The organism is Demequina sediminis (assembly GCF_039545075.1).
GTDB lineage: Bacteria > Actinomycetota > Actinomycetes > Actinomycetales > Demequinaceae > Demequina > Demequina sediminis.
In genome coordinates, this window is the sequence record NZ_BAABRR010000017.1 from 1 (window position 1) to 21,204 (window position 21,204).

At 70.9% G+C, this 21,204-nt stretch carries 23 protein-coding genes; 15 read left to right on the top strand and 8 right to left on the bottom strand.

Annotated features, from left to right (window positions below):
- Window positions 1-392: 392 nt before the first annotated feature.
- Entirely contained in the window at window positions 393-1,289 is an 897-nt protein-coding gene (locus tag ABEA62_RS12210; protein WP_286216254.1) for an SDR family oxidoreductase, read from the bottom strand.
- 103 nt (window positions 1,290-1,392) lie between these two features.
- Window positions 1,393-2,340: an SDR family NAD(P)-dependent oxidoreductase gene (locus tag ABEA62_RS12215; protein WP_345380350.1), complete on the bottom strand. Its 948-nt coding sequence runs from the start codon at window positions 2,338-2,340 to the stop codon at window positions 1,393-1,395.
- Between the two features lie 74 nt (window positions 2,341-2,414).
- Between ABEA62_RS12215 and ABEA62_RS12220 the strand changes: the two genes are divergently transcribed.
- Window positions 2,415-2,924, top strand: a complete 510-nt coding sequence (locus ABEA62_RS12220) for an O-acetyl-ADP-ribose deacetylase (protein ID WP_286216252.1) — start codon at window positions 2,415-2,417, stop codon at window positions 2,922-2,924.
- A 26-nt stretch (window positions 2,925-2,950) separates the two neighbouring features.
- On the opposite strand, the gene ABEA62_RS12225 is transcribed toward ABEA62_RS12220, so the two are convergent.
- From ABEA62_RS12225 to ABEA62_RS12235, 3 genes are all read right to left on the bottom strand, one after another.
- Entirely contained in the window at window positions 2,951-3,940 is a 990-nt protein-coding gene (locus tag ABEA62_RS12225) for a zinc-binding alcohol dehydrogenase family protein (RefSeq protein ID WP_286216251.1), read from the bottom strand.
- 74 nt (window positions 3,941-4,014) lie between these two features.
- Window positions 4,015-4,239, bottom strand: a complete 225-nt coding sequence (locus tag ABEA62_RS12230) for a hypothetical protein (RefSeq protein ID WP_286216250.1) — start codon at window positions 4,237-4,239, stop codon at window positions 4,015-4,017.
- A 2-nt stretch (window positions 4,240-4,241) separates the two neighbouring features.
- Window positions 4,242-5,324: an NAD-dependent epimerase/dehydratase family protein gene (locus ABEA62_RS12235; protein WP_286216249.1), complete on the bottom strand. Its 1,083-nt coding sequence runs from the start codon at window positions 5,322-5,324 to the stop codon at window positions 4,242-4,244.
- Window positions 5,325-5,394: 70 nt separating this feature from the next.
- Between ABEA62_RS12235 and ABEA62_RS12240 the strand changes: the two genes are divergently transcribed.
- Window positions 5,395-6,087 carry a hypothetical protein gene (locus tag ABEA62_RS12240; RefSeq protein WP_286216248.1) on the top strand — a complete coding sequence of 231 codons (693 nt, stop codon included), beginning with the start codon at window positions 5,395-5,397 and terminating at the stop codon, window positions 6,085-6,087.
- A 40-nt stretch (window positions 6,088-6,127) separates the two neighbouring features.
- Here the strand turns inward: ABEA62_RS12240 and ABEA62_RS12245 are convergent, their stop codons facing one another.
- Both ABEA62_RS12245 and ABEA62_RS12250 read right to left on the bottom strand, forming a co-directional pair.
- On the bottom strand, window positions 6,128-6,628 hold the full coding sequence (locus ABEA62_RS12245) for a GNAT family N-acetyltransferase (RefSeq protein WP_286216246.1): 501 nt from the start codon (window positions 6,626-6,628) through the stop codon (window positions 6,128-6,130).
- Window positions 6,629-6,687: 59 nt separating this feature from the next.
- The gene (locus ABEA62_RS12250; RefSeq protein ID WP_286216245.1) at window positions 6,688-7,668 is read right to left on the bottom strand and encodes a quinone oxidoreductase family protein; all 981 of its coding nucleotides are present in this window, start codon (window positions 7,666-7,668) and stop codon (window positions 6,688-6,690) included.
- 52 nt (window positions 7,669-7,720) lie between these two features.
- On the opposite strand from ABEA62_RS12250, the gene argC reads away from it, so the two are divergent.
- From argC to ABEA62_RS12295, 9 genes are all read left to right on the top strand, one after another.
- On the top strand, window positions 7,721-8,770 hold the full coding sequence (gene argC / locus ABEA62_RS12255; RefSeq protein ID WP_286216244.1) for an N-acetyl-gamma-glutamyl-phosphate reductase: 1,050 nt from the start codon (window positions 7,721-7,723) through the stop codon (window positions 8,768-8,770).
- Complete coding sequence (argJ, locus tag ABEA62_RS12260) at window positions 8,767-9,939, top strand: bifunctional glutamate N-acetyltransferase/amino-acid acetyltransferase ArgJ (protein WP_286216242.1); 1,173 nt, start codon at window positions 8,767-8,769, stop codon at window positions 9,937-9,939. The genes argC and argJ overlap by 4 nt, the downstream gene beginning before the upstream one ends.
- Window positions 9,936-10,880 carry an acetylglutamate kinase gene (argB, locus tag ABEA62_RS12265; RefSeq protein ID WP_286216241.1) on the top strand — a complete coding sequence of 315 codons (945 nt, stop codon included), beginning with the start codon at window positions 9,936-9,938 and terminating at the stop codon, window positions 10,878-10,880. Before argJ ends, argB begins: the two co-directional genes overlap by 4 nt.
- Window positions 10,877-12,118 carry an acetylornithine transaminase gene (locus tag ABEA62_RS12270; RefSeq protein WP_286216240.1) on the top strand — a complete coding sequence of 414 codons (1,242 nt, stop codon included), beginning with the start codon at window positions 10,877-10,879 and terminating at the stop codon, window positions 12,116-12,118. Before argB ends, ABEA62_RS12270 begins: the two co-directional genes overlap by 4 nt.
- Window positions 12,115-13,056: an ornithine carbamoyltransferase gene (argF, locus tag ABEA62_RS12275; protein WP_286216238.1), complete on the top strand. Its 942-nt coding sequence runs from the start codon at window positions 12,115-12,117 to the stop codon at window positions 13,054-13,056. Before ABEA62_RS12270 ends, argF begins: the two co-directional genes overlap by 4 nt.
- Window positions 13,053-13,544, top strand: a complete 492-nt coding sequence (gene argR, locus ABEA62_RS12280) for an arginine repressor (protein ID WP_286216681.1) — start codon at window positions 13,053-13,055, stop codon at window positions 13,542-13,544. The genes argF and argR overlap by 4 nt, the downstream gene beginning before the upstream one ends.
- 32 nt (window positions 13,545-13,576) lie before the next feature.
- Window positions 13,577-14,776 carry an argininosuccinate synthase gene (locus ABEA62_RS12285; protein ID WP_286216237.1) on the top strand — a complete coding sequence of 400 codons (1,200 nt, stop codon included), beginning with the start codon at window positions 13,577-13,579 and terminating at the stop codon, window positions 14,774-14,776.
- Window positions 14,777-14,843: 67 nt separating this feature from the next.
- Entirely contained in the window at window positions 14,844-16,274 is a 1,431-nt protein-coding gene (gene argH / locus ABEA62_RS12290) for an argininosuccinate lyase (protein ID WP_286216236.1), read from the top strand.
- A 50-nt stretch (window positions 16,275-16,324) separates the two neighbouring features.
- Window positions 16,325-16,945, top strand: a complete 621-nt coding sequence (locus ABEA62_RS12295) for a hypothetical protein (RefSeq protein WP_286216235.1) — start codon at window positions 16,325-16,327, stop codon at window positions 16,943-16,945.
- A gap of 34 nt (window positions 16,946-16,979) precedes the next feature.
- Here the strand turns inward: ABEA62_RS12295 and ABEA62_RS12300 are convergent, their stop codons facing one another.
- Window positions 16,980-17,450 carry a YbaK/EbsC family protein gene (locus tag ABEA62_RS12300; RefSeq protein WP_286216234.1) on the bottom strand — a complete coding sequence of 157 codons (471 nt, stop codon included), beginning with the start codon at window positions 17,448-17,450 and terminating at the stop codon, window positions 16,980-16,982.
- 22 nt (window positions 17,451-17,472) lie between these two features.
- Between ABEA62_RS12300 and ABEA62_RS12305 the strand changes: the two genes are divergently transcribed.
- From ABEA62_RS12305 to tyrS, 4 genes are all read left to right on the top strand, one after another.
- Window positions 17,473-18,087, top strand: coding sequence for a uridine kinase family protein (locus ABEA62_RS12305; RefSeq protein WP_286216233.1), 615 nt, complete (start codon window positions 17,473-17,475; stop codon window positions 18,085-18,087).
- A 178-nt stretch (window positions 18,088-18,265) separates the two neighbouring features.
- Entirely contained in the window at window positions 18,266-18,733 is a 468-nt protein-coding gene (locus tag ABEA62_RS12310) for an ArsR/SmtB family transcription factor (RefSeq protein ID WP_286216679.1), read from the top strand.
- 128 nt (window positions 18,734-18,861) lie between these two features.
- Window positions 18,862-19,470, top strand: coding sequence for an MFS transporter (locus ABEA62_RS12315; protein ID WP_286216232.1), 609 nt, complete (start codon window positions 18,862-18,864; stop codon window positions 19,468-19,470).
- Window positions 19,467-20,732 (top strand): tyrosine--tRNA ligase, encoded by a 1,266-nt coding sequence (gene tyrS / locus ABEA62_RS12320; RefSeq protein ID WP_345380362.1) that lies wholly within the window; start codon window positions 19,467-19,469, stop codon window positions 20,730-20,732. The genes ABEA62_RS12315 and tyrS overlap by 4 nt, the downstream gene beginning before the upstream one ends.
- Window positions 20,733-21,204: the final 472 nt, after the last annotated feature.

The following is a 21,204-nucleotide window of genomic DNA, read 5'->3' on the forward strand; positions in this document are numbered from 1 at the left end:
CTGGTACAACGCCCGCCGACGCCACAGCGCCCTGGGCTACCTCAGCCCGCTAGAGTACGAACGCCACCAGCTCGCGCTGGCCGCATGACCAACCAACTACCTGTCCGGGAAACGGGGTCAACTTCACCCGTCGCGGTGTCCGAGGGTGCGGGCGCGGGGCTCGCGGATCCTCCCGCACCCGTCGCGAGTGCGGTGGGGGTGGGGGAGGCGGGCGAGGCCGCGCCGCCGCAGCCGGCCAGGAGCACGCCGACAATGGTCGCGGCGGCTGCCCCCCGCAGGTGCGTGGCGTCCATGGCGTCCCCAGCCGGCGGGGGAACGGCCCCGCCGGCTGCAGTCTCTCTCGCCCAGTGCGCGTGAGCCATACGACGTTGCGCGTAGCGGTGCGAGCGAGGCTAGGGCGTGGGCAGCCCGCCGTTGACGTTGATGGTCTCGCCCACCACGTAGCTCGACTCGGGCGAGGCGAGGAACACGTAGGCAGGGGCACACTCGACCGGTTGTCCCATGCGGCCCAGCGCGGTGTTCTCACCGAAGCCGTCGAGCTTCTCGGGCGGCTGCCCCTCGGTGACCTGCAGCGGCGTCCAGATGGGGCCGGGGGCCACCGCGTTGACGCGGATCCCGCGCGAGGCGAGTTGCTGCGCGAGCGCCTTGGTGTACGCGTTGATCGCGGCCTTGGTCGAGGCGTAGTCGACCAGGATCGGAGACGGCTTGTACGCCTGGACCGAGGTCGTGTTGATGATGGCCGAGCCCGCCGGGAGGTGCGGAAGCGCCGCCTGCGTGATCCAGAACATCGCGGAGATGTTGGTCGTGAGGGTGCGCTCGAGTTGCTCGGGCTCAAGGTTCTCGAAGTCGGTCTCGTAGACCTGGTGTCCCGCATTGTTGACCAGGATGTCGAGGCCGTCCAGCTGCTGCACGGCGTCCGAGACCAGCGACGTGCAGAACTCGTGATCGCGGATGTCGCCGGGCAACAGCACCGCGTGGCGGCCCGCATCCTCGATGAGGCGAGCGATCCGTTGGGCGTCCACCTGCTCCTCGGGCAGATACGACAGCGCGACGTCGGCGCCCTCGCGCGCGAAGGCGATCGCCACGGCGGCGCCGATTCCCGAGTCCGCGCCCGTCACGAGCGCCTTGCGCCCCTCGAGGCGCCCCGTGCCGCGATACGAGAGCTCCCCGTGGTCCGCGCTCGGCGTGAGATCCCTGTCGAGGCCGGGGAATGGCTGCTCCTGGGCCTCGCCGCGCAGGTCCGCGTAGCGCTCCTTGGGATTGTCGAACGTCAACTGGTCCCGCGTCATGCTGTCCTCCTCGACCCCGTGCGCCGGGGAAGGCGGCGGGAGCGGCGCATCCCACACGTGCGACAACCGACAAGGACCGCCAGACAATCCCCTTTGCCCGAGATTATGCCCGTTGGTGCTGTGGCGAGGGGTCGAGCGTCTCCCCGGTCAGCGACTCCGAGACGCTCCACAGGCGCGCGATCGCACGGTCGAGAGACCGGCCGCGCTCGCGCACGAGCAACCGGCGGACGGGATCCCCGGCAAGCGCCCACCGGGGGCCGTAGAGCGAGCCGCCGCGCGCGCGTGGGTCCGTCGCGGCGCGCAACTGCGACAGCGCGCCGCGCTCGGGGCTCATGCCCCTGCGCTCGGCATAGCGCTCCCAGAACGGTCCCTGGGTCCCACCGCCGCCCTCGCGCACGGTGCGCTTCTGAAGGTCAGTGTGGGAGATTCCGGGATGCGCCGCGAGGGCACGTGCGGGCAGGCCCGCGGCCCGCAGTGCGCGGTCGAGCCCGATCGCGAGATGGAGGGCCGCGAGCTTCGAGCGTCCGTATGCGGCCCAGTCCTCGTAGCCCTCGTCGAGGTGGGGGTCGGCGGGGTCGACGGGAGCGCCGACAAGTCGCGCGATCGACGTGGTGGTGACGATGCGTGCCGCGGGCGCGGCGACGATGCCCGGCATGAGCCGCGCGAGCAGGGTCCAGTGGCCGAGGTGGTTGACCGCGAGCTGGGTCTCGAAGCCATCGGGGGTGCGGCCCTGGGGCAGTGCCATGACGCCCGCGTTGGCGATGACGATGTCGATGCGCGAGTGCCGGCCGGCAATGAGGTCGCCCGCCGCGCGCGCCGCCTCTTGAGAGGCGAGATCGAGCGGGACGCTCTCGAGCGAGGCGCCCGGCACCTGCGAGAGGACCGCGGCCGTGGCATCGGCCGTCTTGGAGGGGGAGCGCGCCGCCATCACCACGTGGGCGCCCCTCCGTGCGAGCGCGGTAGTGCACGCCAGGCCCAGCCCGCCGTTGGCTCCGGTGACCACGGCGACGCGGCCGGTGAGGTCGGGAATGCTGTCGCTCGTCCAGGTCATGTCGACCCAACCCTCGGCGAGCGGCCGATGTTCCCGGTGTCGCCCTAGGGTGAGGACAGGGAGAGGAGACGGCGATGACGGCGGTGCTCTCGGTGCGACGGGCGGACATCACCAGGGTCGCGGTCGACGCGATCGTCAACGCGGCGAACTCGTCGCTCCTCGGAGGCGGCGGCGTCGACGGCGCGATTCACCGTGCCGCGGGTCCGGGACTGCTCGAGGAGTGTGCCGCGCTGCGTGGCTGCCCCACTGGGCAGGCGCGCATCACCGGCGGACACCGCCTTCCCGCGCGCCACGTGATTCATGCGGTGGGGCCCGTCTGGCACGGGGGAGACCAGGGCGAGGCCGAGGCCCTCGCGGGCTGCTACACCGCGGCGGTGGTGCTCGCGCAGGAGCACGGGTGCCGTTCGGTCGCCTTCCCGTCCATCTCCACGGGGATCTTCGGCTACCCGCAGGACCAGGCGGCGGCGATCGCGGTGCATGCGGTGCGACGAGCGCTCGCGACCGCGCCCGACGTGGAGTCCGTGGTGTTCTGCGTGTTCTCGGACGAAGACCTCGCGATCTACCGCGGCATCCTCTCGCACTGACGGCCAGACGCGCGACGCCGAGGTTGCTAGCGGTGGACCACCACCTTGCCGATCACGGAGGTCGACTCGACACGACGGTGGGCCTCGCGCAGCGAGGCCGCCGTGAATCCGTCGAGAAACTCGGTCGCGGTGGAGCGGATCTCGCCGCGGTCGGCGAGGTGTGCGACCTGCGCGAGCATCTCGCCCTGGCGGTGCATGTCCTTCGCCTGGTGGAACGCCCGGGTGAACATGAACTCCCAGTGCAGCGACATCGACTTCGACTTGAGCGGCGCGATGTCCTCGGCGCCGTCGTCGATCACCACGACGTGGCCGAAGGGGGTGCCAATCTTCGCGTACGACGCGATGTTGCCCGGTGTGTAGGCCGAGAACACGTATTCGACCCCCTCGGGGGCCTCCGCCAGCACCCCGGCGACCAGGTCGCGGTGGTCCACCACGGCATCGGCCCCCATCTCCCGCACCCAGGTGGAGGAGGCCTCGCGCGACGCCGTCGCCAGCACTCGCACGTCCGTGGTCGCCTTCGCGAGCTGGATCGCGATGGAACCGACGCCGCCCGCGCCGCCCACCATCAGCAGGGTTCCCGTGCTGGTCGCGTCGAGCCGCAGGTGGTCGCCGAAGGTCTCAAGCGCGGTCAGCGCGGTGAGGGGCAGCGCGGCCGCCTGCGCGAACGTCCACGTCGTGGGCTTGTGGGCGACGATGCGGTGGTCGACCGCCTGGAACTCGGCGTTCGATCCCGCGCGCTTGAGGTCGCCCGCCCACCACACCTCGTCACCGGGGGCGAAGCCCTCGACCTCGGCGCCGACGGCCTCGACCACCCCGGCGCCGTCGTAGCCCAGCACGCGCGCGCGGTCCGGGGTGGAGCGGTTGACGCGCACCTTGACGTCGACGGGGTTGACGGACACCGCCTCGACCCGGATGAGCAGGTCGCGCGGCCCGTGGTCGGGCATCGGCAACTCGACATCGACGAGCGCGTCGTGGCTCTCGATCGGCAGGCCGGCGAACGCGGCGATCGCGTGCATGGGTGCTCCCTTCGTCCGTCTCGACACTACGCCCGCACGCCACGCCCGGCCCGCTACCTAGGGCCCGGTCCGCCTCAGCCGATGAGCGACTGCGAGACGCCCACGAGACCCAGCACCGCGCCCACGATCGCCAGTGTGCGCGTGGGCGCGTGAGGCATGTTGAGGAGGTAGGCGATCACGCTGAGCCCCAGCGCAACCCATGCGAGCAATGGCACGGTGAGTCCCACGACCCCCAACACGACCGCCGCGATCGCGAGCGGAAACGCGACCTCGGGGTCTCGTCCGGGTGCCGGAGGCATGGCTATCGCGCCGCGGACTGCTCGAGGCCCGGCGTGACCTCGGCGCGCACGCGGTCCAGCGCGTCGCGATAGATCGCCGCGATCGCGTCGAGCATCGCATCGGCGTCCTGGTTGATCTGCTGGCGGGCGGGGTCCGCCTCGAACCACGCGATCGACTCGGCGATCCCCTCCGCGAAGGAGGTCGTCGGCGTCCAGCCGGGGACCAGGCGGCGGAGCTTCGAGGTGTCGTACACCGCGGCGTGCATCTTGTCGCCGCGGATCGAGCCCTCTTCGCGCGGGCGTGCCGCGATCAGCGCCTCCGAGGGCACGTGCACGCATTGGGCTGCGAACTGCTCCGCGGTGAGCCCCGCGGCACGTGCGATGTGCGCGTGGATGCCCATCCACGTCAGGGCCTCGTCGGACGTGATGTGCACCGCCTCGCCGAGAGCGGCCGGGTTGCCGAGGAGCCCCAGCATCCCCGAGGCCACGTCCCGTGCGTGCGTGAGCGTCCACAGCGACGTGCCGTCCCCTGGGATGACGATGTCCGCGCCGCGGCGCATGCGTGCGACGAGGGTCCACGGGTGCGACGAGTTGCCGGTGTAGCCAGGAATCTTCGAGGCGCCGTACGTGTGCGCCGGGCGTACCACGGTCCAACCCAGGCCCGCGGCGTCCGCGCGGTCGCGCAACACCCGCTCGCACTGCGCCTTGAGTCGTGCGTACTCCCAGAAGAGGTTCTCCTGAGGGGTGTCTTCGGTGAGCGGGTAGAAGCGGTCGAACGTCGCGTACGAGGCCGAGGTGGCGACCAACACGTACTGGTCCGTCAGGGAGGCGAAGGTCTCCACGTCCGCCGCGACGTGCTCCGGCGTGAACGCGATGAACTGCACGACGGCATCGAAGCGCTCGCGGCGCAGACGCAGGCCGTGCAGCGCCGTGCGCAGGGCGGGGGCGTCGGTCGCGTCGGCGCGCAGGGAATGCACGCCAGACGGAAGCGGGGCCAGGGTCGAGTGGCCTCGCGTCACCACGGTGACGTCGTGGCCGTCGCGAGCCGCGTGCGCGACGAGCGCGGAGGAGATGAGGCCGGTGCCGCCGATGACGAGGATGCGCATGTCCCGAGCCTATGACGATGCTCCGCTGCGAGTGGTAGCCGCCGCCACTCGGCGGGAGTAGGTTGAGCATGTGGTGGAGAACCTGGTGCCGGAGCTGAGGGCGGCGCTCACCGGGATCCTGCCGGACGGCTGGAGAGATGCCGCCCCGTGGGGTTTCCCGTCTCAGAGCGAACTCGCCCTCATCACTGGCGTCTTCGCGGCTCAGCTGCCGGCCGCCGCGGTCGCCGACATCGCGGACACCGTCATGAGGCGCCGCGCGGGAAGCATGCTCGACGATCTCGCGGATCTGGTCGCGATCGAGCCGGTGGACCTGCGTGCCGTCATCGGGGAGCGCTGGGGAGACTCGACCGTGCTCGGCGTCCCGCGCCGGCGCGCCGACGTCATCCACGAGGCCGCCCGGCTGCTGGTGGGCACCGGCATTCGCACCGCCAAGGACTTCCAGGACGCGGTGCGCGAGCGCGAGGCCTCCGTGGCAAACCTGTTGCTCGCGGTGCGCGGTCTCGGTCCGGGCACGTGGGAGTCGATCGGGTTCATGGCCCATGCCACGATTCGCCCCGGCGCGGACGTCGTGGGATTCGTCCGCTCGCTCCTGGGCGGCGCGGGCGATCACCTCGACTCGACCGAGGTGCGCGAGCTCGTGAGGCTCACGGCGCGCCGCTATGCGGCCGAGGAGCGGGTGCTCGCGTATGCGCTACGACGCCACGTCGACCAGCGCACGCCGGTGGCCGATGCCGCCGCCACCGCCGCTCCCTCCTCGCCGTAGCGCGCGCGGAGACGCGGCGCGGGCAGTCCGCGCACGCTCCTCAGTACACGGATCGCGCGAGCAGGGCCACGTGGACGGTGCCGCCGCGGGTGTGCTGCTCCGCGACGCGCTGGAATCCCAGGTGCTCGTGGAAGGTCACGGAGCCCGGGTTGGGCGGGTCGAGCTGGACCTCGGTGGTGACCTCGTTCGCGCCGCGCTCGCGGGCACGCTCGAACACCGACTCGTAGAGGGCCCGACCCACGCCCGATCCCTTGGCGCTCGGGGCGACCACGATCCTGTCGATGTACTGATGACGCACGCCGCGGTCCTCGAACCAGCGGTAGTTCTCCGAGCCGTACGGCTGGCCCATCCCCAGGCTGAGCAGGAAGGCGATGAGCTCGCGGTCGTGGTTGGTCGCGACCAGCGCCACGTCGCACATCTCGTAGAGGTCGGCGAGCTCCGCGGCATCGAGGAGATTGACGGCGGGGGAGGCGCCCGCGTTGAGGGCCGCGACCGCCTCAAGATCGGTCGGTCGCATCACACGGAGCCTCAGGGTCTGCATGCGCAATATTGTGCCGGGTCGATGTCACGAACGCGTGTCGACCAGGACACGGCCGCGTGTCAGGGATGCAGCAGCAGCTTCCCGCTCGTGCGCCGGCCCTCGAGTGCACGATGCGCGTCGGCGGCCTCGTCGAGCGAGTAGCCGCGATCGATCCTCACGCTGAGGTCGCCGAGCAGGATCCCGTGGAAGATGTCGCTCGAGCGCCATTCGCGCTCCTCCGCAGTGGCGATGAAGTCGCGCAGCGAGGGTCGGCTGAGCGTGATCGAGCCGGCCACGTTGAGACGCTGCGGGTCGACCGGGGGCACGGGCCCCGACGCCGCCCCGAACAGCACGAGGCTGCCGCGCCTGCGCACCGAGGCGAGCGAGCCGTCGAACGTGGTGCGCCCCACGCCGTCATACGCCGCGTCGACGCCGTCGGGCGCGAGGGAACGGACCGCGGCGGGCAGGTCGTGGGCGAGATCGTCCATGAGGTCGTAGCGCAGGACGTGGCTGAGGCCGGCCTGGAGCGCGATGCGCGCCTTGTCCTCCGAGCCGACCGTCCCGATGACGGTCGCGCCCCGGGCGACGGCCAGCTGCGTGAGCAGCAACCCGACTCCGCCCGCGGCCGCATGGACCAGCACGGTGTCGCCCGGCATGACGGTGTAGGCGGAGGTCACCAGGAAGTGCGCAGTGAGTCCCTGGAGCATCGCGGCGGCCGCCATGTCGAGTTCGACGTCCTCGGGAACCGCGTAGAGGTCGGTCACCGGCACCTCGACGTACTCGGCATACGAACCGGGAGTGAAGGCCCAAGCGACTCCCTCGCCCTCGACAAAGCCGTCGACGCCCTCGCCGACCTCGACGATCTCGCCCGCACCCTCCTTGCCTGGAACGAAGGGCAGCGCGAGCGAATATGCGCCGGACCGCTCGTACGTGTCGATGAAGTTGACGCCGGCGGTCTCGACGCGCACCACGACGTGTCCCGGACGCGCCACGGGGCGGTCTCGTTCGACCATCTCGAGCACCTCGGGTCCGCCCGTCCGCGCCACCTCGATCGCTCTCACAGGGTGCATCGTACGTGGTGCGACGATGCTCCATGCAAGCTCATGTATGGTTATGCATATGAGCATCAGTGTCGCGGTCTCCGGCGCCTCCGGGTATGTGGGTGGTGAGGTGTTGCGCGTGTTCTCCGCGCACCCCGACGTCGAATTCGGCGCGCTCACGGCGCACTCCAGCGCGGGAGACCTGCTGGGAGTCCACCAGCCCCACCTGCGCACGCTGGCCGACCGCGTGCTCGTCGACACCACCGCGGAGAACCTCGCGGGGCACGATGTCGTGGTGCTGGCCCTGCCCCATGGCGCCTCGGGAGACATCGCGGCGCAACTTCCGCCCGACACGCTCGTGCTCGACTGCGGTGCCGACCACCGGCTCGCGAGCGCGCAGGCGTGGTCGTCCTACTACGGCGGCGAGCACGCGGGCACGTGGCCGTACGGCATGCCCGAGCTCATCACCGCCGCGGGTCACCAGCGCGACGCGCTCGCGGGTGCCCGCCGCGTCGCGGTGCCAGGCTGCAATGTCACGGCGGTGACGCTCGCGCTTCAGCCCGGGGTCGCCGCTGGGGTCGTCGATCCCACCGACATCGTCGCGGTGCTCGCCAACGGCTATTCGGGTGCGGGCAAGAAGCTCGCCCCTCACCTGCTCGCCTCGGAGGCGCTCGGCGCCGCGGTTCCCTACGCCGTCGGCGGCTCCCACCGTCACATCCCCGAGATCGTGCAGAACCTCGAGTCCGCGGGTGCCCAGGGCGTGCGCATCAGCTTCACCCCGACGCTCGTCCCCATGGCGCGTGGCATCCTCGCGACGGTGACCGCGCCGCTCGCGGCCGGCGTCAACGTCGAGGCCGTCCGGCCCGCATGGGAGGCCGCCTACGCCGACGAGCCCTTCGTGCACGTCCTGCCCGAGGGGCAGTGGCCCACGACCGCAGCGACGCTGGGCGCCAACACCGCGCTCATGCAGGTGGCGGTCGACGGCCGCGCCGGCCGAGTCGTGATCGTGTGCGCGATCGACAACCTCGTCAAGGGCACCGCGGGTGCCGCGCTGCAATCCATGAACCTCGCACTCGGCCTGCCGGAGACCACCGGCCTCACCACGATTGGACTCGCCCCATGAGCGTCACGGCAGCGCAAGGATTCGTGGCGGCGGGCGTCGCCGCGGGGCTCAAGTCGACCGGCGCGCTCGACGTCGCGCTCGTGGTCAACGAGGGCCCCGAGTACACCGGCGTGGGCGTCTTCACGAGCAATCGCGTGGTCGCCGCGCCCGTGGTCTGGTCGCGCCAGGTGGTCGCGGACGGCCGCGTGGACGCGGTGGTCCTCAACTCCGGTGGCGCGAATGCCGCGACGGGGCCCGAGGGCTTTGCCGATACGCACCACACCGCCGAACGCGTGGCCGACTCCCTCGTGGCTGCGGGGCGCGACGTCTCCTCCGGCGACGTCGCGGTGTGTTCGACGGGACTGATCGGCGTGCGCCTTCCGATGGACAGGCTGCTGTCGGGAGTGGACGATGCCGTGGCTGGTTTGGGCGCCCACGGCGACCAGGCTGCGCTCGCCATCATGACCACGGACACCGTCCCCAAGACCGCCGTCGCCACGCGATCGGGCTGGACCGTGGGCGGCATGGCCAAGGGTGCGGGCATGCTCGCGCCGGGGTTGGCCACGATGCTGTGCGTCATCACCACGGACGCGAGCGTCGATCCCGCGCGCGCCCGCGCGGCATTGGCCGCCGCCACGCGTTCCACGTTCGATCGCGTCGACTCCGACGGCTGCATGTCCACCAACGACACGGTGCTGCTCCTCGCCTCGGGAGCCACCGGCATCGTCCCCGCGCCAGGGGAGTTCGAGGATGCCCTCACCGACGTGTGCGCGACGCTCGCACGGGGGCTGGTCGCGGACGCCGAGGGCGCGAGCCACGACATCGCCGTGACCGTCGCGGGGGCCACCACGGAGGCCGCCGCCGAGGCCGTCGCGCGGGCCATCACGCGCTCGAACCTCTTCAAGGCCGCCATCTTTGGCAACGACCCCAACTGGGGCCGCATCATCTCCGCCGCGGGGACGGTGCCCGAGGACGTCGCGCCGTTCGACCCCACGACGCTCGACGTGACGGTCAACGGCGTCCAGGTGTGCCGCGCGTCGGGAGTCGGCGAGCCCCGCGAACTGGTCGACCTGTCCGGGCGCGAGGTGCTCATCACGCTCGACCTCCACGCGGGGGACGCGCAGGCGACCGTGTGGACCAACGACCTCACCCACGACTACGTCCACGAGAACAGCGCGTACTCCTCATGAGCGACACGAACCCCACCACCGACACCTCGGCCGTCGAGATCCACCCGGCGGACCTGTCCCCGCAGCAGAAGGTCAGCGTCCTCATCGACGCGATGCCGTGGATCGAGCAGTTCCGCGGCGCGACCATCGTCATCAAGTACGGCGGCAACGCCATGATCGACGGGACGCTCAAGCGCGCGTTCGCGCAGGACATCGTCCACCTGCGCCTCCTGGGCCTCTACCCGGTCGTGGTGCACGGCGGCGGCCCGCAGATCTCGGACATGCTGGGCAAGCTCGGCATCGAGTCGGAGTTCCGCGGCGGCCTGCGCGTCACGACCCCCGAGGCGATGGACGTGGTCCGCATGGTCCTCACGGGCCAGGTCTCGCGCGAACTCGTGGGTCTCATCAACGATCACGGTCCGTACGCGGTCGGGCTGTCGGGCGAGGACGCCGGCATGCTGCAGGCCAAGCGTCGCCACGCGATGGTCGACGGCGACCCCGTCGACGTGGGCCTCGTCGGCGACGTCGTCAAGGTCAACCCCGGCGCCGTCAAGGACATCATCGAGGCGGGTCGCATCCCCGTCGTGAGCACCGTGGCTCCCGACGTCGACGACCCGACCACGGTGCTCAACGTCAACGCGGATACCGCCGCGGCGGCGATCGCGATCGCGCTGCGCGCGCGCAAGTTGATTGTGCTCACCGACGTCGAGGGCCTCTACGCCAACTGGCCCGACCGCGGCTCGCTCATCAGCCAGTTGAGCGCGGCTCAGCTCGATCAGCTGCTGCCGACCCTCGAGTCGGGCATGAAGCCCAAGATGGAGGCGTGCCTGCGGGCGGTGCGTGGCGGCGTGCCGCAGGCGCACGTGATCGACGGTCGCGAGCCGCACTCGATTCTCGCGGAGATCTTCACGTCCGCAGGCTCGGGAACCATGGTGGTCCAGGACAAGGAGATCTGGGTATGAGCGGCGACGCGACGCCTGGGGCGCACGGCGAGGCGGGCCTCGAGCGCGGCCGGGTCGACCTGCAGCGCTACTCGCACGCGCTGATGGGCACGTACGGGGAGCCGATGCGCGTGCTCGTGCGCGGCGAGGGCAGCTGGGTATGGGACGCGGACGGCAACCGCTACCTCGACCTGCTGGGCGGCATCGCCGTCAACGCTCTTGGCCACGCGCACCCCGCCTGGGTGGCCGCGATCGCCCAGCAGGCCGCGACGCTTGCGCACGCCTCGAACTTCTTCGCGACCGAGCCGCAGATCCGTCTCGCCGAGCGACTCCTCGAGCTCTCGCACGCGCCCTCCGGTTCGCGCGTGTTCCTGTGCAACAGCGGCACGGAGGCCAACGAGGCCGCCTTCAAGATGACGCGTCGCACCGGCAAGTCGACCGTGATCGCCCTCGAGGGTGGCTTTCACGGCCGCTCGATGGGCGCGTTGTCGATGACGTCCAAGGAGGCGATCCGTGCGCCGTTCGCACCGTTGCTCGAGCGCGTGGTCTTCGTGCCTCGCGACGACGAGGACGCGTTGCGGGCCGCAGCGGTGGCAGCCGGGGATGACCTGGCGGGAGTGATCCTCGAGCCCATCCAGGGCGAGTCGGGCGTGCGCCCCCTGTCGCACGCGTTCCTGGCCGCGGCCCGCGAGGTCACGCTGCAGCGGGACGCGCTGCTGATCCTGGACGAGGTCCAGACGGGTGTGGCCCGCACGGGCGCGTGGTTCGCCCACCAGCTCTACGGGATCCGCCCCGATGTCATGACGCTCGCGAAGGGACTGGGAGGCGGCTTCCCGATCGGCGCCGTCGTCGCCTTCGGCGAGCGCGCAGGGTCGCTGCTCACCAAGGGCGATCACGGCACCACGTTCGGCGGCAACCCGCTCGCCGCGGCGGCCGCGAACGCGACCCTCGACGCGATCGAGGCGGAGGACCTGCTGGGCAACGCGAAGGCCGTGGGCGAGCATCTGCGCACCGCCCTCGCCGAGGTGTCAGGAGTGGTCGAGGTGCGGGGCGAGGGGCTCATGCTGGGCATCGGCCTGGCCGCCCCCGCGAGCGCGGCCCTCGCGAAGGCCGCCGTCGACGCTGGCTTCATCATCAACCCGCCGTCTCCCGACACCATCCGGCTCGTGCCCGCCCTCACGCTCTCCGTCGCCGAGGCCGACACCTTCCTGGCATGGATGGCCGGACCCGGCTCCCGCATCGTCCTGGAGGCCTCATGACCACCACGCCCACGCGTCACTTCCTGCGCGACGACGACATCACGGCGGCGGAGCAGCGCGAGATCCTCGAGCTCGCGCTCGCGTTCCGCAAGGACCGCCATCTCGAGCAGCCCTTTGCGGGACCGCGCGCGGTCGCGGTGATCTTCGACAAGCCCTCGACGCGCACGCGGGTCTCCTTCTCGACCGGGATCGCCGAGCTGGGCGGCTACCCGCTCGTCATTGACTCCGCCTCGTCGCAGCTGGGCCGCGGAGAGTCCGTCGCGGACACGGCACGCGTGCTCGAGCGCATGGTGAGCGCGATCGTGTGGCGCACCTTCGGTCAGGAGCTGATCGAGGAGATGGCCGCGCACTCCTCGGTGCCCGTGGTCAACGCCCTCACGGACTCGTTCCACCCGTGCCAGATCCTTGCCGACCTCGCGGCGGTCGCCGACGCCCGCGGGGGCGTCGACGCGCTTGCTGGCCTCACGCTCACCTACGTGGGCGACGGCGCGAACAACATGGCCCACTCGTACCTCCTGGGCGGCGCGCTCGCCGGGATGCACGTGCGGGTGGGGGCGCCGGCCGACTACATGCCCGACGAGTCGATCGTGCTCGACGCCAAGCGCCTCGCCGCGGAGCATGGCGGCTCGGTGACGGTCACCACGGATCACGACGATGCCGTGGCCGGCTCGGACATCATCGCGACGGACACGTGGGTGTCGATGGGCGACGAGGACCAGTACGAGGCGCGCGCGGGCGTGTTCTCCGGCTATCAGGTCAACGCGCGCACGCTCGAGCTCGCGAACCCCGGCGCCCAGGTGCTGCATTGCCTGCCCGCGTATCGCGGCAAGGAGATCACGGCGGACGTGCTCGACGGTCCCCGGTCGATCGTGTGGCTCGAGGCCGAATACCGGCTCCATGCACAGAAGGCGCTGCTCACGTGGCTGGCCTCGCGATGAGCGCGCACTCCGTCCCTCACACGAAGGCGGCGCGCCAGGCCCTGGTGCGCCACCTCATCGAGACGGAGTCCGTCGAGTCGCAGAACCAGCTCGCGGCGCTGCTGGAGCGCGAGGGCCTGCACGCCACCCAGGCCACACTGTCGCGCGACCTTGTCGAGATCGGCGCCATCAAGGTGCGCGGGGTCGACGGCAAGCTCACGTACGCGACGCAGGCGCTGCTCGAGTCGATCGAGGACACCGGCGCGCGCCTCAACCGGCTGTGTGCCGAGCTTCTGCACTCGGCGGCGGGCAGCGCGAACCTCACGGTCCTGCGCACGCCCGAGGGTGCCGCGCAGTTCCTCGCGATGGCGATCGACTCGCACGACGATCCCGACCTGTTGGGCACCGTCGCGGGCGACGACACCATCCTGGTGATCGCGGCCGACCCCCTTGGCGGAGAGCGCCTCGCCACGAAGTTTCTGGACCGCGCGAGCGGTCTTCACCACTAGATCCCCTCACCCACGTCAGAAAGAGAACGAACATGTCAGAGCGCATCGTGCTGGCCTACTCGGGAGGCCTCGACACCTCCGTCGCCATCGGCTGGATCGCGGAGGCGACCGGCGCCGAGGTCATCGCCGTCGCGGTCGACGTGGGCCAGGGCGGCGAGGACCTCGAGGTGATTCGCCAGCGCGCCCTCGACTGCGGCGCGGTCGAGGCCTACGTGGCCGACGCCCGCGACGAGTTCGCGGAGGAGTACTGCATGCCCGCCCTCAAGGCGAATGCGCTCTACCACGACAAGTACCCGCTGGTCTCGGCGCTGTCGCGGCCCGTGATCGTCAAGCACATCGTCAAGGCGGCCCGTCAGTTCGGCGCGTCGACCATGGCGCATGGCTGCACCGGCAAGGGCAACGACCAGGTGCGCTTCGAGGTGGGCATCGTGTCGATGGCCCCCGACCTCAAGTGCATCGCCCCGGTGCGCGACCTGGCCCTCACGCGCGACAAGGCGATCGACTACGCCGAGCGCAACCAGCTGCCGATCGCGACCACCAAGAAGAACCCGTTCTCGATCGACCAGAACGTGTGGGGGCGCGCGGTCGAGACGGGCTTCCTCGAGGACATCTGGAACGCGCCCACCAAGGACATCTACGACTACACCGACGACCCCGCCTTCCCGCCGGTGCCCGACGAGGTGGTCATCACGTTCGAGCGCGGCATTCCCGTCGCGATCGACGGCCAGTCCGTCACCCCGCTGCAGGCGATCGAGGAGATGAACCGCCGCGCCGGGGCACAGGGAATCGGCCGTATCGACATCGTCGAGGACCGCCTGGTGGGCATCAAGAGCCGCGAGATCTACGAGGCACCCGGCGCGATCGCGCTGATCGAGGCCCACAAGGAGCTCGAGAACGTCACCCTCGAGCGCGAGCTCGCGCGCTACAAGCGCCGCGTGAGCCACGAGTGGACCGAGCTGGTCTACGACGGCATGTGGAACGCGCCGCTCAAGGGCTCGCTCGACGCCTTCATCGAGGACACCCAGCGTCACGTGAACGGCGACATCCGCATCGTCCTCCACGGCGGCAAGGCCGTTGTCACGGGCCGCCGCTCCGACACGGGTCTGTACGACTTCAACCTCGCGACCTACGACGAGGGCGACACGTTCGACCAGTCCGCCGCACGCGGCTTCATCGAGATCTACGGCCTCGCCGCGAAGCAGGCGGCGGCGCGCGAGGCTCGCCTGGCGTAGGGTCGTTTTGGTATCCGCTCGGGCCGCGCGATGCGCGGCCCGAGCGCTGTCTACAAGGGAGAACACCATGGCTGGCGAGCAGGGGACCAATGAGGGCGCGCTGTGGGGGGCACGCTTCGAGGGCGGCCCGGACGCGGCGCTCGCGCGGCTGTCGAAGTCCACGCACTTCGATTGGCGCTATGCGGACGATGACCTGGCTGGGTCGATCGCGCACGCGCACGCCCTCGAGCGGGCGGGCCTGCTGACCGCGGCCGAGACCGCGACGATGGTCGCCGAGCTCGGTCGCATGCGCGAGGACGTCGCGGCGGGCACGCTGCTGCCCTCCGAGGCGGACGAGGACGTGCACGGCGCTCTCGAGCGCGTGCTCGTGGACCGGCTAGGCCCCGAGCTGGGCGGCAAGCTGCGGGCCGGCCGCTCACGTAACGACCAGATCGCGACGCTCCCGCGCATGTACCTGCGCCGCCACGCGCGCCTGATCGCCTCGCAGGTGCTCGACCTGGTCGACGCGCTGCTGGGGCAGGCGGACGCTCACCTCGACGCTCCGATGCCGGGGCGCACGCACTTCCAGCACGCGCAGCCCGTCACGCTGGGCCACGCGCTGATGGCTCACGCATGGCCGCTGCTGCGCGACGTCGAGCGCCTCACCGACTGGGACGCGCGCGCCGCGTTCTCGCCCTATGGCGCTGGCGCGCTCGCCGGCAACACGCTGGGCCTCGACCCCGCGGCCGTCGCGGCCGAGCTGGGATTCCTGGGTCCCACCGAGAACTCGATCGACGCGACCGCCTCGCGCGACGTGGTCGCGGAGTTTGCGTGGGTGTCCGCGATGATCGGCGTCAACCTGTCGCGCATCTCCGAGGAGATCATCGCGTGGTCGACCGTCGAGTTCGGCTTTGTCGCTCTCGACGACTCGTACTCGACGGGCTCGAGCATCATGCCTCAGAAGAAGAACCCCGACATCGCCGAGCTCGCGCGCGGCAAGGCCGGGCGGCTCATCGGTGACCTGACCGGTGTGCTCGCGACGCTCAAGGGGCTGCCGCTCGCGTACAACCGTGACATCCAGGAGGTCCACGAGCCGGCCTTCGACGCGGTCGACACCCTCGAGACGGTGCTGCCGGCCTTCACCGGCATGGTGCGCACGCTCCGGTTCCGCGTCGAGCGGCTCGCCGAGCTCGCCCCGGCCGGATTCTCGCTCGCGACCGACATCGCCGAGTGGATGGTGAAGAACGGCACGCCGTTCCGCGAGGCCCACGAGGTCGCGGGCGCCTGCGTGCGCCTGTGCGAGAAGCGCGGCAAGGAGCTCCATGAGCTCACCTCCGAGGAGATGTCCGCCATCCACCCGGATCTCACCCCCGGTGTGCTTGAGGTGCTCACGGTCGAGGGCTCGCTCGCGGCGCGCTCCGGGGTGGGCGGCACCGCTCCCGTGCGCGTGATCGAGCAGGGTAAGGCGGCGCGGGCGCGCGTGCGCCACTTCCGCCCGTGGGCATCGTCCGCGGGGTGATCCCTGTGGGTGGGGTCAGGTCTGGTGGGTCGTGGTGTGCGCGTCCGCGCGTGGCGGTGCTCCTGATCGCCACCATTGCGGTGTCAGGTTGCTCGGCAACGTCTGCCGGGGGATGGAGCCAGGTGCCCGTGCCGATGGGGTGGAGCGAGTCCACGCCGATCGACAGCCTCTCCGATCTCTTCGATATCAGCGAGGTTGTGGTTCACGGCACGATCGAGCAGGCGTTTGTTCGCGACACCGGCGTGTGGTCGGAGGCGGCAGGTCCCGGCGATACCGCGATCTTCAGCGAGGACATCGTGCTTGTCGTCTCGCCCGTGGGCGGCGGCGAACAGGTTGAGGTCCGCTTCGAGCATCTCTACGACAACTCCGAAGGCGGCCAGCCTGTCGACCCGGCGGAACTCGAGTTCCCCGAGGGGCCGTACGTGTTCTCCTTGCGCGAGGACGCCCAGCATGGCGACGTCGTTGAAGGCGGCCCCACGCCGTATCGCTGCGCCACCTTGTCGACCCTGTGCGTGCTTGAGATTGCGGCGGGCGATCTGGTGACCGCACCACGTGAAGACCTGCCCGCTGCGCCAGCCTCGGCCGAGCTCGGGGAGGACGCCACAGGAGTCACTGTCGACGGGATCGGTGCGGTCGCTCGCGAGGCGGGCGCGGATCCTCTCGGCTTCTGAGCCCGCCGCGTGGTCTGCGGCAACGTGGGTGACGTCAGTTCTCCTCGACCGTGACCTCGGTGGCGCCCGTGAGAGAGCGAAGGTCGTCGTACGAGATCTCGAAGACCGAGTGAGGCGTGCCTGCCGCAGCCCACAACTCGCCGTGCTTCTTAAGCTCGACGTCGATGTAGGTGGTCACGGGGGAGGGATGGCCCAAGGGCGCGACCCCGCCGATCGGCTGACCGGTCGCCTCGCGCACCCGCGCCGCATCGGCACGCGTGATCGCGGCGGCGCCGATCTGTCGCGCAAGGAGGTCGGTGTCCACGCGGTGTGAGCCGCTGGTGAGGACCAGGATGGGTTCGCCGTCCGCGAGGAAGACCAGGCTCGACGCGATCGCCCCCACCTCGCAGCCGAGTGCCGCCGCGGCCTCCGCCGCGGTGCGGGTCGAATCGGTGAGCGTGCGCACCTGCGAGTGCAGTCCGTGCGTCTCAAGGATGTCCATGATCTTCGCGCTCGAAGGGTGCATGATGCCACCGTATCCTGGGCCGATGCCGAGCCCCAGTGTGAGCGCGATGGTCGCGTTCGTGCGTGCCGCCCCCGCGCGGCTGGGCGACACTCGGCTGGTGCTCATCGACGGGCCCGCGGGCGCGGGCAAGACCACCCTCGCGAATCGCATTGCGGTGGCGCTTGGAGGCGAACCGTCGCGCGGGGCGGGCACCTTCGACCCTGCCGCGCCCGCGCCCACCGTGCCGGTGCTCCACGCGGACGACATGTACGAGGGCTGGGACGGACTCGGCGCGTTGCCCGCGGTGATGACCGACGGCGTCCTGGGTCCGCTCAGGCGCGGCGAACCCGGCGGGTTTCGCATGTGGGACTGGCACGAGGGGCGACGCACGCACCTCATCCCGGTGGCGCCTCGACCGTTCGTGATCGCCGAGGGGGTCGGGGTGGCCTTCGCTCGCGCGCGCGCCGCCGCGGCCGCCGTCCTGTACGTCGACGCACCCGCCGCGACGCGGCTCGAGCGGGGGATCGCACGCGACGGCGAGGCGATGCGCGAGGAATGGCTGCGGTGGCAGGAGAGCGAGGCGGTCCACCTCGAGCGCTCCGGGGCGCGTGACGCCGCGGACTTCCGCCTCGACGGCGCGGCTGACATCCCCGACTGATCGTCCTCGGTGCGGCGCGACCCGGCCCAGCGCCGCATCGTCCGTCACTACTTCGTTATTCGAGCGATTCATTGAATAGTGGCGTCATGGCAGCGCTGACCACTCCCACCCCCGCCCCCGCCCCCGCCTCCTCGACGCCGCCGCCCCCTCGCCCGATCCGCGCGCGATCGCGGCCGAGATCGCTAAGGCGGTGGGCCACCCTGCGCGCCTCGAGGTGCTTGAGCGCCTCGCCCAACGCCCGCACACCGTGACCGACCTTGCCACCGTGCTGCGCGCATCGGTCACCACCGTCTCCGCTCAGCTGCACGTGCTGCGCGGCGCGGGCCTGGTGACCGCGACGCGAGAGGGTACGAGCATCCGCTACGCGCTGGCGGCCCCCGACGTCGCACGGCTGGTGACCGCGGTCATCGACACGGCCGTGCGAGTGCGGGCCGATGCCCGCGAGGCCCTGTTCGCGCGCCTGCCCGACGGCGTGAGCATCGCGTCGGCCGCCGCCACGCTCGATCCCGACGCCGTGGTGGTGCTCTACTGCCGAGGTCGCCTGTGCACCTTGCCCCACGAGGCCGCGCGCCTGTTGGCCGACGCGGGCTTCGACGCTCGGGTCCTGCCGACGGGCGAACTCGAGCGCAAAGGGGCCAGCGCGTGAGCGGCCTCGCTCGCGATCGCACGGCTGTCCGACCGCCGCGGCCGGCGCGGTGCTCGGTCCGCTCACCGCGGGGGCGACGGGATCCCTCGCGACCGGATGGGGGCTGGCGGCGCTCTTGGGGCCCCTTCGTGCTCGCGGCGGTCGCGTACGCCGCGTGCGCGGTCGTGCTGTGGGTCTTCCTCACTCCCGGCCCCCTCCTGGCCGCACGCACACACGCTCGCGCGAGCGCGGCATCGTCCCCCCGCACCGACGCGCACGCGCCGGACGCGGACGCTGTCGACCCCCTGTGGGGGCGTTGTGCCGGCTGGGGGATCGTGGTGATGGTCGCGGGGCAGGCGGTGATGGTGGCGGTGATGACGATGACGCCCGTGCACATGACGCATCACGGCCATGCGGTCTCGATCATCGGGCTGGTGATCGCCCCGGACGTCGCAGCCATGTACTTGCCGTCCCCCGTGGCGGGTGCACTTGTCGACCGGTGGGGCCCCTGGCCGGTGGCGGCGCTGGCGGGGGCGGTGCTGGGCGCCGCTGGGGCGGTGGCGGGCCTCGCCGACCCGTCAGGCGTGGTCGGCACCGCGGTCGGGCTCGTGCTGCTCGGCGTGGGCTGGAGCCTCGCGATGTCGGCGGCGGGCTTCCCCGTCCTTGCCCTCGCGTGCGGCGCCCTCGCGGTGGCGGTCATGGCCGCCGCGCTTGGCTCGGCCCGCCGCGTGCGTGCTGGCACAATGTCCGCATCATGACTGAGCACATTCTCGACGAGCTTGCCTGGCGCGGACTGATCGCGCAGACCACCAGTGAAGAGCAGCTGCGCGCGGCGCTCGACCAGGGGCCACTGTCGCTGTACTGCGGCTTCGACCCCACCGCACCGAGCCTGCACCACGGCCACCTGGTGCAGCTCGTGCTGCTGCGCCACCTCCAGCGCGCGGGCCACAAGGTCCACCCACTCGTGGGCGGCGCGACGGGAATGATCGGCGACCCCCGCATGTCCGGCGAGCGCGTGCTCAACACCAAGGACACCGTCGCGGAATGGGTCGAGCGGTTGCGGGCGCAGATCTCGCGCTTCCTCGACTTCGAGGGCGACAACGCGGCGGTCATGGTGAACAACCTCGACTGGACGGGTGACCTGACCGCGATCGACTTCCTGCGCGAGGTCGGCAAGCACTTCCGGCTGGGGACGATGCTCGCGAAGGACACCGTCGCGCGTCGCCTCGCGAGCGAGGAGGGCATCAGCTTCACGGAGTTCAGCTACCAGGTGCTCCAGGGCAACGACTACCTCGAGCTGCACCGCCGGCACGGGGTCTCCCTGCAGACCGGCGGCAACGACCAGTGGGGCAACCTGCTCTCCGGCGTCGAGCTCATTCGCAAGGCGGAGGGCACCGCAGTGCACGCGATGACCACGCCACTCATCACCAAGGCCGATGGCACGAAGTTCGGCAAGACGGAGGGCGGCGCGGTGTGGCTCGCCCCCGACATGATGAGCCCGTACGCCTTCTACCAGTTCTGGATCAACACCGACGACGCCGACGTGGTGCGCTTCCTCAAGATCTTCACGTTCCTCACGCGCGAGGAGATCGAGGCGCTCGAGGCGGCGGTGGCCGCGGAGCCGTTCCGGCGCGAGGCGCAGCGCGCGCTCGCCTGGGAGGTGACGAGCCTCGTGCACGGGGAGGCGGCCGCCCAGGGGGCGATCGACGCCTCGCAGGCGCTGTTCGGTCGCGGAGAGCTGGCTGCGCTCGACGAGCCGACCCTGGCGGGATGCGCCCAGGAGTTGGGAGGAGTGGTGCTCGAGCCCGGTGCGACCGTTGTCGATGCACTCGTCGCGTCGGGCGTGGTGGACTCGAAGTCCGCAGCACGCCGTGCGGTCCAGGAGGGCGGCGCGTACGTCAACAACGTGCGGGTGGACGATGCCGAGCTTGCGTTGGCCCCGGAACACGGCCTCGCGGGGGGATGGATCGTGATGAGGCGCGGAAAAAAGTCTGTGGGACTTGCGCGCCTCGCGTCCTAGGGCGTGAGGGAGCGCCGGCCGCTGATCCCTGGTCTACCAGGAGAGACGGTCGCGACACGCCCGAGATTCACGCGATTTGACGATGGCGCCATCCGCCCTCTAATGTTTCACCTGTTGCCAACGACGGAAGCGCCCGGCGGAGGACTGAACAAGGCCCCGCGGGAAACGCCCGAGCAACACAACTCGATTCGTAGGAAGCGGCGGAAGCCCGTGCGTCCCGCACCACACAGCGAATCACCGACGAACTCTTCGAGTTTATCGATGTCATGAGGCCGCGAAAGCCGATTTGACAGCGAGAAACGAAGAGAGTAAGTTAGAAGGGTTGCCCCGAGCGAGGTCCTGAAGAGGATTGAGGCGGTGCGCGTCCGAAACTTGAGAACTCAACAGTGTGCCACATGTCGATGCCAAATTACTCCGGCATCAGCCTCTTGTAAGGGGGTTGGTGTTTGGATTCCTTTGGTTGAAAATGAAA

Excerpts from the sequence above, each read along its gene's own strand:
- ABEA62_RS12210 (WP_286216254.1), bottom strand. The coding sequence starts at position 1,289 with ATGACGCGGGACCAGTTGACGTTCGACAATCCCAAGGAGCGCTACGCG.
- ABEA62_RS12215 (WP_345380350.1), bottom strand. The coding sequence starts at position 2,340 with ATGACCTGGACGAGCGACAGCATTCCCGACCTCACCGGCCGCGTCGCC.
- ABEA62_RS12220 (WP_286216252.1), top strand. The coding sequence starts at position 2,415 with ATGACGGCGGTGCTCTCGGTGCGACGGGCGGACATCACCAGGGTCGCG.
- ABEA62_RS12225 (WP_286216251.1), bottom strand. The coding sequence starts at position 3,940 with ATGCACGCGATCGCCGCGTTCGCCGGCCTGCCGATCGAGAGCCACGAC.
- ABEA62_RS12230 (WP_286216250.1), bottom strand. The coding sequence starts at position 4,239 with ATGCCTCCGGCACCCGGACGAGACCCCGAGGTCGCGTTTCCGCTCGCG.
- ABEA62_RS12235 (WP_286216249.1), bottom strand. The coding sequence starts at position 5,324 with ATGCGCATCCTCGTCATCGGCGGCACCGGCCTCATCTCCTCCGCGCTC.
- ABEA62_RS12245 (WP_286216246.1), bottom strand. The coding sequence starts at position 6,628 with ATGCAGACCCTGAGGCTCCGTGTGATGCGACCGACCGATCTTGAGGCG.
- argC (WP_286216244.1), top strand. The coding sequence starts at position 7,721 with ATGCATATGAGCATCAGTGTCGCGGTCTCCGGCGCCTCCGGGTATGTG.
- argJ (WP_286216242.1), top strand. The coding sequence starts at position 8,767 with ATGAGCGTCACGGCAGCGCAAGGATTCGTGGCGGCGGGCGTCGCCGCG.
- argB (WP_286216241.1), top strand. The coding sequence starts at position 9,936 with ATGAGCGACACGAACCCCACCACCGACACCTCGGCCGTCGAGATCCAC.
- ABEA62_RS12270 (WP_286216240.1), top strand. The coding sequence starts at position 10,877 with ATGAGCGGCGACGCGACGCCTGGGGCGCACGGCGAGGCGGGCCTCGAG.
- argF (WP_286216238.1), top strand. The coding sequence starts at position 12,115 with ATGACCACCACGCCCACGCGTCACTTCCTGCGCGACGACGACATCACG.
- argR (WP_286216681.1), top strand. The coding sequence starts at position 13,053 with ATGAGCGCGCACTCCGTCCCTCACACGAAGGCGGCGCGCCAGGCCCTG.
- ABEA62_RS12285 (WP_286216237.1), top strand. The coding sequence starts at position 13,577 with ATGTCAGAGCGCATCGTGCTGGCCTACTCGGGAGGCCTCGACACCTCC.
- argH (WP_286216236.1), top strand. The coding sequence starts at position 14,844 with ATGGCTGGCGAGCAGGGGACCAATGAGGGCGCGCTGTGGGGGGCACGC.
- ABEA62_RS12300 (WP_286216234.1), bottom strand. The coding sequence starts at position 17,450 with ATGCACCCTTCGAGCGCGAAGATCATGGACATCCTTGAGACGCACGGA.
- ABEA62_RS12305 (WP_286216233.1), top strand. The coding sequence starts at position 17,473 with ATGCCGAGCCCCAGTGTGAGCGCGATGGTCGCGTTCGTGCGTGCCGCC.
- tyrS (WP_345380362.1), top strand. The coding sequence starts at position 19,467 with ATGACTGAGCACATTCTCGACGAGCTTGCCTGGCGCGGACTGATCGCG.